Source organism: Exiguobacterium sp. s123 (genome assembly GCF_018617075.1).
Taxonomy (GTDB): domain Bacteria; phylum Bacillota; class Bacilli; order Exiguobacteriales; family Exiguobacteriaceae; genus Exiguobacterium; species Exiguobacterium profundum.
This window is the reverse complement of sequence record NZ_JACSJL010000024.1, coordinates 1-666: the sequence shown is the minus strand read 5'-3', so window position 1 is coordinate 666 and position 666 is coordinate 1. Positions and strand designations below refer to the sequence as shown.

The following is a 666-nucleotide window of genomic DNA, read 5'->3' as shown; positions in this document are numbered from 1 at the left end:
CTGGCGTCGTCTGCGATTGACCGTCATGGTGATCCGTCGATAACCGTAGGTCCCGTTCACCTGGTCGTAGAGGAGGCGGATGTCTTCCAATAGGCTCAAGTTCTCTTCTTCGCGTACCGAGACGGTACGCTTCAACCATTTATAGTAGGCGGCCCGTGAGACCTGCGCGATCTCGCACAGGAGCACGACCGGGAACGTGTCGGTCGTCGACATTTCCTCGATGACCATGTATCGCAATTGTAGCCTGATCTGGCTGATTAACCTCTCCTCTCGATTTCCTCCAACTTTTTTAGGAACAGGTTCTCGGCACGAAGGCGCTCGTTCTCCCGCTCGATCTGTTGGATGCGACGTTCGAGCTTCTCCTCGTTGGTCAGTTCCTCTTCTTGCTTCGTCCGTCCGCGCCGGTCCTCGAGCCCGTGCACGCCGTCGGCGTCATATTTTTTTCGTCCACCCATAGACCTGTTGGTACGACACGGCGAATACCTCGGCCGTCCGTTGATAGTTCCGTCCGTTGTCCAGGCAATACCTGACGATCTCCATGCGTTCCTCGAATGTGGTCTTTCTCCCTTTTGTCATAGCTCGATCCATCCCTTTTCTCGAATCTGTTAACTCGCTATGACTAGTATACTTCTTAATCCATTTTCGAAGAACAGATCCATCACTGAT

Annotated in this window: 1 pseudogene; it reads right to left on the bottom strand. The window is 53.2% G+C overall.

Going from position 1 to position 666, the window contains the following annotated elements:
* Window positions 1-666 (bottom strand): annotated as a pseudogene (locus tag KNO72_RS15480) (helix-turn-helix domain-containing protein); the annotation flags it as partial.